This window comes from Mycobacterium sp. UM_Kg1 (genome assembly GCF_000972925.1).
GTDB lineage: Bacteria > Actinomycetota > Actinomycetes > Mycobacteriales > Mycobacteriaceae > Mycobacterium > Mycobacterium hiberniae.
In genome coordinates this window covers 1-8,368 of record NZ_JRMK01000149.1, presented here as the reverse complement: position 1 = coordinate 8,368, position 8,368 = coordinate 1, and the positions used below count along the sequence as shown (strand labels likewise).

Below are 8,368 nucleotides of genomic sequence, written 5' to 3'. Positions count from 1 at the left end.
CCATCCCGGCCGGTGCACGGGTGTTGGTGCTCTACGCGGCCGCCAACCGCGATCCACGCCACTACCCCGATCCCGACACCTTCGACCTGGACCGCAATCCGAGCGACCACCTCGCTTTCGGCGGGGGCGCGCACTACTGCCTCGGCACGCACCTGACCCGCATCGAAGTGAGCCGGGTGCTGACCCAGTTGATCCCCCACGTCGAGACCATCCGGCTCGACGGCGAGCCCCGCCATCTGGTCAACGCGACCATGCGCGGCCTGGAGCACCTGCCCGTCGAATTGGTTCCCGCCGGCTCCACCGGGCACCCCGCACCGGCCCGGTCCGGGAACACCGGCGCCCGATGAGCGCCCAGCCGGTAGCGCTGGTCACCGGAGCAACCAGCGGGATCGGCGAGGCAACCGCCGACCGGCTGCAGGAGGCCGGTTACCGCGTCTATGCCGTGGGGCGTAATTCCGAAGCGCTGCAACGTCTTACGGCCCGAGGGCTGACCGCACGCCGACTCGATGTCACCGACGAGGCCGCAGCGCAAAGCCTTGTCGCGGAGATCACTGCCGACCATGGCGGGGTGGACGTGCTGGTCAACAGCGCCGGATTTCCGCTGACCTGTCCGCTTGAGCAACTGCCGCTGGAAGACCTGCGCAGCCTGTTTGAGACCAATGTGGTTGCAGCACTGCACCTTGCCCAGGCGGTTCTGCCCGGGATGCGCCACCGCCGGTCCGGCGTCATCGTCAACATCGGCAGTACCGGAGGGCGTTTCGCCAGTCCAGGCGCCGGCGGTTACCACGTGGTCAAGTACGGCATGGAGGCGCTGTCGCTGTCCCTGGGTGCCGAGGTGGCGCCGTTCGGCGTCCGCGTGGTGCTGCTCGACCCGACTGCGGTCCGAACGCCCTTCGTCATCTCTCAGCAGGAGGCGCGACCCACCTACTCAGCCGATGATCCTTACCGCGACTTTAAGATTCGCTACGCCGAGAACACCCGCCAACTCTCTGCCAAGCGGGGCGTGATGATCGAGCCCGACACCGTCGCGCGCGCGGTGCTGCGTGTGGTCAGGGCCCGCAACCCCAGGCCGCGCTACGTGGTCGGAATCTCCGGCAAGGCAACCGTGTTGGCCCGTGCCCTGGTTTCCGACCGGCTGTGGAACCGCATTCTGATGCGCGGGCTGCGCGACTGACTCCCGGCACGGGGCCAGAACCGCGGCGCCGCTCGAATCGTGAGATACTTCTCCGATGCCCACGATGAACCGCCTGATATTCAACCCGGTTACCCATCGCGTGTTGACGAACCCCTTCGTCTACAACTTGGTGTTCACCTCTTTCGTGAACAAGCGATTCTCCACCCAGACCCGGATGCTCAGCGGCGACGACTGGTTGTTCCTCAACTACGGCTACGAAGAGGACCCGCCGATGGCGGTGCCGCTGGATCCCTCCGACGAACCCAACCGGTTCTTCATCCAGCAGTATCACCGCACCGCCGCCCAGGTCGACTTGGCCGGCAAGAAGGTCCTGGAGGTCAGCTGCGGTCACGGCGGCGGCGCGTCGTATGTCATGCGCACCTTCAAGCCCGCCGCCTACACCGGTTTGGATCTCAATGAGACCGCCATCGAGTTCTGCCGCAAGCGCCACCAGCTGCCCGGCCTGGACTTCGTGCAGGGCGACGCCGAGAACCTGCCGTTCGACGGCGGCTCGTTCGATGTGGTGTTGCACGTCGAGGCATCGCATCTGTACCCGCACCCGGCCCGGTTCTTCGACGGTGCCGCACGCGTGCTGGCCCCGGGTGGGCATTTCCTCTACACCGACTTCCGCCGGCGCAGCGAGCTGGACCGCTGGGACGCCGAGCTGGCCGGCACCGGACTGCGCCTGGTGTCCCAGGAAGACATCAGCATGGACGTGCTGCGCGGCAACGAGAAGAACCTCGACCGCAAGCAGAGCATGATCGCCCACCATGGCAGCCTGGCCCGACTGGCCAGCGCCGCTACCGACTGGACCTTCAACGGGGCGCTGCAGAACGGCGAGTTCGTCTACCGGCTGTACTGCTTCGCCAAGGACTGAACGGCGCGGCCGGCGCTAGAGGCCGCGATCGCCCAGCCATCGGTGGATGCGCTCGGCCACGGCGTCCCACCCTGGTTCCAGCATCATGTTGTGGCCCATACCCGCGAAGAACTCGGCCTCGGTGCCGTAGGCACGTGCGGTGGCTCGCACTTCTTTGCAGGTGTGGGCGCCGTCCTGCTCGGCGCCGAGCACCAGCAGTGGCGTCGTCACACGGCTGGGCCGGGGCAACTTGAGGATCAAGCAGTCCACGCTGATCCGCGGGGAGTCTTCCTGCAGCCGGGCCGCGCACGCAAGGACGGTCTCCGCCGGGGTGGTCTCGGAGAAGAAATGCTGCCGAGCCCGCGCCGGCGTGCTGATATACGGCAGCGCCCTGCCGGTTACCGCCATCTTGATCGCATCCCACGGTCGGTGGCGCAGCCAGCGCAGGGTGGAACCGTAGTTGCCCCGCGGCGGCATGGACGCCATCAGGACCGCAGCCGGCACCGGACGGCCCTCGAGGTACTTCTGCACGATCAGCCCGCCCAGGGAGTGGCCGATCACCACCGGGGGCACCGGGAGAGTCTCGGCCACCGCCGCGATGTCGGCGACGTAATCATCGACGCCGCAGGCCCGCAACGGCTTATCAGTGGCGCTGGCACCATGGCCGCGGAAACTGACCGCCAGCGCGCGATAACCCCGCTCGGCGAAGTAGCCGAGGAAGTTCTCCTCCCAGCACCACGCGGCATGCCACGCACCGTGGACGAACAACAGCGGAACGGGGTGCGCCGCACTGGTAGCGCCCCTGTCGATCACCTCAAGCACAGCACCGCTCTCCCAATCCGCCGCGCCAGCAACGGTAGCAGCGACCGTGCCCACCGGGGCGTCAGCCCGCTCCGGCCGGTCACGCGGCCACCTGATCGCTACTCCGGGGTGATGTTGAAGATGGCGTCCCAGAGACCCTGGATGTCGAAGGGCCCGATGATCCCGCTGTTGTCGAAGATGTTGTACCAGTAGTCGCCGAAGAAGGCCTGGAGCTGCTCAGGGGTGGGCAGGAACGCGGTGGTGTCGATGACCGGGTCCGGCGGCAACGGGTTCTTGATGTCGAGCAGCACGGTGTTCAGGCGCCACAACCACGCCTGGGTTTCGATCATCTCCTCGTTGGAGACGTTGGCGGTGCCCTCGGCGTAGGCGTCCATCCACTCGTCGATGACCGGGTTGCCCGGCCACAGGTCGTCCATGATCTTCACCAGCCAGAAGTAGCTGGGGGTGTTCCAGTCCTCGGGGTCGAAGATGTTGCCGCCGGGCTCGAGCAGCAGGCACGGCCCGGGGCAGACCGGGCTGCCGGGGATGAACGGGTTGAAGGCCAGCAGCGATGAGGCGATCATCGACTGCACGGCGCGCGCGAAATCGATCGGGTCGGGCAGGATGAACTGGTCGGGATCGAACGGCTGGGTCAGGCTGTTGAAGAAGTTGGCGAACGGCTGCCCGAAGTCCATCGAGTAGTAGCTGCCCGCCCACGGCTGCAGCGGGGCGTTCGGGTCGATGTTCGGGTAGTCCTCCGGGTTCAGCCCCAGCTCCTCGAGCGTGCGGGTGCCTTGCCAGTAGTAGCCGTCATTGGCATACCCGATGTTGACCATGCCCGGCCCGTTGGGGTCGAAGTAGAACTGGTTGCCGTTGGTCATCGCCGAGAACGGGATCTGGAACCAGTTGTTGATCAACGGGAACGGCTGCAGGCCGAAGGCGATCAGCAGGCTCCACAGGGTCTGGTCGATCGCGGTGAAGCCGGTGATCGGGCTGGTCGGCATGGCCGGCAGGCAGTCCAGGCCCGCGCAGCTCAGGTCGATCGGGATCTGAACATTGGCCAGCATCGACAGCTGCTGGCCCAGGCCCGGGTAGCTGTGGTCCCCTTCGTGACCGGCGCCGGAGATCAACGGGAAGGGGAACATCATCTGCAGGATGCCTTCGAAGTGCCCCATGTCGCCGGGGTCCTCGCCCCAGGCGTTCGTCGGGCTTCCGGCGAACCACGGACCGCTGTAGAACAGCGACTTGGCCAGGGTGTCCATGGCGTGGATTTCCCATGCCGGCGCGTTGACCAGAGCCTGGAACAGGTTCAACGGCACGTTCCACAGCGACTCGCCGGCGGCGAGCTGTGTCTCGAGGTGAACCGCCTCGCTCTTGGCGATCGAAGCGGCCGGAGGGGCTACGGTGATGAGCCCGGCGGTGGTGATGGCCAGCCCCGCGGAGAAGTACGAACGCAAGGCTGTGACCATCCCGATTTCCTCCCAAGGTAAAGTAGCTCTACACGGCGCCAGGGCCGCGTGACATTCCTGTAATCTATCAAAGCGCCGACTGAGCGCAAATCGACAATCACATGTCGTCAAGCGATGTAAATGCTGTGTAGGGAATGAGATCCCTGGCCACGGTCGTCGCGCGGACTTCTCCCCTGCATCCCGGGACTCACCGCACGGACGCGGCCCCGCGCAGCGTCGGCGCGGTCTAGAACGTGAACCAGCTGGCGATTTCGGCCCACAAGGCGTCGAGATCGTCGACCAGACCCCCGCTCGGGTCCAGGACCCGCAGGAAGTCGTCCCACACCAGCAGTGAGTTCAGGCCCCCGTACTCGCCGATCTGCTGCTCGGCCAGCGGCAGGTCCGGATTCCAGGTCGGCGGCATGTAGTAACCGGTCTCGGGGTTGATCGGCCACGGCCCCAGAAACCCGGGATCGGTCAGCAGCCCGGAGTTGACCGCCAGGTTCGGCAAGTAGGGGTTGATGTCGCCCAGGAAGTCGATGATCGCGTTGTGGGTCTCGGTGTCGAAGGTGAACGTTCCGGTCTGCAGGGCGGAGATGGCGGCCACAATCTGCTCGTCGGTTGAGCCGTTCGCATCGCCCACGGCGTTCTGGGCAGCGGCCTCGGTCAGGTCGATCCACTGCTGGATCTGCGGATTGGGCGCGCCGATGGCCTGGATCGATTTCACCAGGTCCAAGGTGGTCACTCCCCACGGCGGGGAGAACGGTGCCATATTGCACAGCCCGGGGCACAGCGGGCTGCCCGCGACGTAGGGGTTGAAGTCGATGACGAGACCGGCGATCAGGGCCTTCATCGCCTGCGCAACGTCGTCGGGGGCGGCGAAGTGAAAGCCGACGGTCGGGTCCGCACCGTTGACGCTCCAGTCGACCGGCTGCATGAGGCTGTTGAACCACTGCAGGAACGGCCCGAACACGTCGAATTTGAAGGTCACGCCGGCCCACGGCATCAGATTGATCTGGTTGCCGTACTGATCGAGCACGGGATCGCCGTTGTCGTCCACCAGGGGATGCGTGCCCGGGAACCCGAATCCCCCGGGCACCGAGCCGTTCGGGCCAATGCCCTCCACCGGCGAGGCGATGCCCGCCGAGGTCGGGTTGTCCGGGTCGCTGAAGGGGCCGCTGGGGAACGTGTACCCGGTGAACAGATCCTGCAGCGGCACTTTGAGCCAGTACTTGAACAGATCCAGTTGGTTGTCGTCGTTCGGGAAGTTGGAGAACGCCACCAGGAAGTTGATCGACCGGTCCAGGCCGGTCAGGCCGGTGATCGGCTCGACCGGCGACATCGGATAGCACTGGATCGCGTCACACGAAGCGCTGACCGGCAACATGGCGGCCGCAAACATGGCCAACTGCTGCCCCAGGCCCGCGGTGCCGTTGGCCAAAGCGACTTTGTCGATCTCGGGCTGATACAGCCCCGAGATCTCGGGGGCGAAGGGGAACAGGTAATTCATGATCGCCATGAAGTGCCCCGGGTCGCCCGGATCCTCACCCCAGAGGTTGGTGGCGCTGGGGGTGAACCAGTTACCGGTGAAGAAGAACGAGTTGGCCAGCACGTTGGTCGACTGCACGTTGTTGAACGGGATGTTGACCAGGTCCTGGAAGAAGTTGAAGGGGATGTTGAGGAACGAGGGATCGGCCGCCAGTTGCACCGCCCGCTCGGCGGCGGTCAGGCCGGGAATCCAGGGCGCGGCCGGCGAGACCGGAGCCACCAGGGCTACCGCGGTCGACGCCGCCAGTGCTGCGCTGACTGTGGCCGTGGCATACCGCCGCGGCGGCGCTGATGCCCCGACCATCGCAGGCCGGTGCCCCGGCGCCGCTCGATGGGCCCCGCCCGTTGTATTCCGACGCTGAAGCGTCCCCCCACCGATCACACATCCCCCTTAGATGTCCCCCCGGACCGTGCGCGCATATCGGAGCACGCGGCCCGAACTCAGCGATCGACGATTAACTTACACCAATCGCCGACGAATTTCCCCTTAATCGCACATAATCTCCGGCCACGGATTACCACAGCGTGCATTCAGCTATTCCAGCCACGCACGGTCTCCATAAGCGTTCAGGTGAACCACCTCCCCGACCGGCCTGCGGGTGGTCGGCCCGTAACGCCCGCGCGGCCACCCCAGCGGCACGATGCAACACGGAGTGACCGCGTGCGGCAGACCCAGGGTGCGCCGCACCGCGCGCTGATTCCACAGCGGCAGGGTGATCAGTGAAGCGCCCAGGCCCATGGCACGGGCCGCGAGCAGCAGATTCTGCACGCTGGGATAGATCGAACCCCAGTAGGCGGATTCGGCGATGTGCGGCATCCGCACCACCGGCAGCCGGCCCTCGCCGACCCCCAGGCGCAGGCAGGCCACCACCAGCACCGGCAGCTCGGCGAAGTGGTCGATCTGCCACTGCATGGCCCGCGCGATTCCGGCGATCGACTCGTCGGTTTTGATCTTGCGCCGCAGCACCACTCCGCGCTGAATTTTCCAGGCCTGCCGATACCGCCTCGCCAATTCCTCTTTGACTTTGCGGTCCTTGACGACGATGAATTCCCAATTCTGACCGTCGTTTCCGGTCGGGGCCCGCAACGCCAGTTCGATGCACTTGAGCACCACCGCGTCGTCGACCGGATCGGAATACACCCGCCGTATCGCACGCTGGGTCATCATCGCCTCACCCAGCGGCATGTCCAGCCGGGCCAATGCCTCGGCGGTGGCCGGCACGTGGGTGTACGGGAACTCCGAATCAGGCATTCTCACCTAGCCAACTCGTGGTGAACCGTTGAATCTCCGGCACACCTTGGGCGAACTCGCGAGCCAGAAAGCTCTCGATGGGACCGCCGACCAGCGGCATCTTGAAGCGGACGGTACCGCTGAGCGTCATCTGCGAGCCGGTGCCGGCGCGTTCGAGCACCGCGACACCGCTGCCCGAGCCCGGGGCGCCGGTCACCGCGACCGTGATGGCGCCGTCGACCCGGCCGTCCGCCGTCGGCGTCCAGACCTCGGTGGAGACGATGTTGAGGTCGCCGCGGTACACCTTTGCCAGCATCCCGGGCAACGCGCCGTGGCGCAGATCCTCGTTCACCACGACCCGAATCCGGCCGTCGGCGTCGATATCGAGACAGTCCAGGCTTTTGTTGCCGCCGAACGCCTGCAGCCGGGCCTGCCAATAGGCGCGGTTGCCGAAGGCGCCGTGCACCTGCTCGACGGTTGCCGGCGAGGCGAATCTCACCTCGAAGGAACGGGGCATAGCCGCTGACCTCTCACTTGCCGAACAGCCGGCCCACCAGGCCGGCGGCGAACGTGCGGACCCGGTCGAGCTGTTCGGGCTGAACATTGGTCGGGGGCAGCCGAAGCCCCAGGTAACGCTCCCGGTAGCGCCCGCTGCCCAGGAAACTGGTCAACGCCAGCATCGAACGCAACGGGTCACCGGGATAGCTGAAGTGGATCTCGTCCTGATAGCGCCCACCACATTCCTCGGCGAGCCGGCAGACCTCGGCGTAGTTCTCCTGCCAGAATTCACGGCACACCGTGAACACCACGAACGGCTTGCCGTCCAAGAGTTTTCGCGCCTCATCCGTTTTGAGGAACGACCTGATCGGCATGGCCGGCGCTTTCCACCAGGTCGGAGAGCCGATGCAGATCAAGTCGTACTCGCCGTCGCGCACCGCGTCGGGCGTGCGAATCTGCCCCGTCTCCCCCCGCTGCTGCGCCTTGAGCACGCTGAGCATGTCCGGCCAGACCCGGCGCAGCGGGAACTGGGCGAACCGCTGCGCATAGCGCGGATCGGTGAATTCGATACCGGCTTCCACCACTTCGCAGCCGCGCTGCGCGAACACTTCGCCTGCGGTCTCCAGGACCTTGCGCGACTGCCCGGAGAAGCTGTAGTACAACAACAGAATCCGCGGCGCCCGGCCGTCGCGTTCGCTGGTCTCAGCCGCCATCTGTGCCTCCTGGTTCATGCGGCGGTCCCAGCTTCGGCTCTCCTTTGTCGAGCCTCGCTGAACCGCCGGGTTCATACGGCGGTCCCAGCTTCGGCTCTC

9 protein-coding genes are annotated in these 8,368 nt (G+C 66.1%); 3 read left to right on the top strand and 6 right to left on the bottom strand.

Annotation, left to right across the window (positions count from 1 at the left end):
* The 3 genes from LI92_RS17795 to LI92_RS17785 form a co-directional block, all read left to right on the top strand.
* The coding region (locus LI92_RS17795) for a cytochrome P450 (RefSeq protein WP_152665537.1) at nucleotides 1–347 on the top strand (347 nt) is incomplete at its 5' end.
* Nucleotides 344–1,174: an SDR family NAD(P)-dependent oxidoreductase gene (locus LI92_RS17790; RefSeq protein WP_046321227.1), complete on the top strand. Its 831-nt coding sequence runs from the start codon at nucleotides 344–346 to the stop codon at nucleotides 1,172–1,174. The genes LI92_RS17795 and LI92_RS17790, both read left to right, overlap by 4 nt.
* Before the next feature lie 64 nt (nucleotides 1,175–1,238).
* Nucleotides 1,239–2,051 carry a phthiotriol/phenolphthiotriol dimycocerosates methyltransferase gene (locus LI92_RS17785; protein WP_046321226.1) on the top strand — a complete coding sequence of 271 codons (813 nt, stop codon included), beginning with the start codon at nucleotides 1,239–1,241 and terminating at the stop codon, nucleotides 2,049–2,051.
* Between the two features lie 15 nt (nucleotides 2,052–2,066).
* Here the strand turns inward: LI92_RS17785 and LI92_RS17780 are convergent, their stop codons facing one another.
* From LI92_RS17780 to LI92_RS17755, 6 genes are all read right to left on the bottom strand, one after another.
* The gene (locus LI92_RS17780) at nucleotides 2,067–2,852 is read right to left on the bottom strand and encodes an alpha/beta hydrolase (RefSeq protein WP_046321225.1); all 786 of its coding nucleotides are present in this window, start codon (nucleotides 2,850–2,852) and stop codon (nucleotides 2,067–2,069) included.
* Nucleotides 2,853–2,950: 98 nt separating this feature from the next.
* On the bottom strand, nucleotides 2,951–4,300 hold the full coding sequence (locus LI92_RS17775) for a hypothetical protein (RefSeq protein ID WP_046321223.1): 1,350 nt from the start codon (nucleotides 4,298–4,300) through the stop codon (nucleotides 2,951–2,953).
* Nucleotides 4,301–4,526: 226 nt separating this feature from the next.
* Entirely contained in the window at nucleotides 4,527–6,131 is a 1,605-nt protein-coding gene (locus LI92_RS17770) for a hypothetical protein (RefSeq protein ID WP_046321222.1), read from the bottom strand.
* 231 nt (nucleotides 6,132–6,362) lie between these two features.
* The gene (locus LI92_RS17765; protein ID WP_046321221.1) at nucleotides 6,363–7,079 is read right to left on the bottom strand and encodes a nitroreductase family protein; all 717 of its coding nucleotides are present in this window, start codon (nucleotides 7,077–7,079) and stop codon (nucleotides 6,363–6,365) included.
* Entirely contained in the window at nucleotides 7,072–7,575 is a 504-nt protein-coding gene (locus LI92_RS17760; RefSeq protein WP_046321219.1) for a DUF2505 domain-containing protein, read from the bottom strand. The genes LI92_RS17765 and LI92_RS17760 overlap by 8 nt, the downstream gene beginning before the upstream one ends.
* Before the next feature lie 13 nt (nucleotides 7,576–7,588).
* The gene (locus LI92_RS17755; protein WP_082109789.1) at nucleotides 7,589–8,287 is read right to left on the bottom strand and encodes a flavodoxin family protein; all 699 of its coding nucleotides are present in this window, start codon (nucleotides 8,285–8,287) and stop codon (nucleotides 7,589–7,591) included.
* Nucleotides 8,288–8,368: the final 81 nt, after the last annotated feature.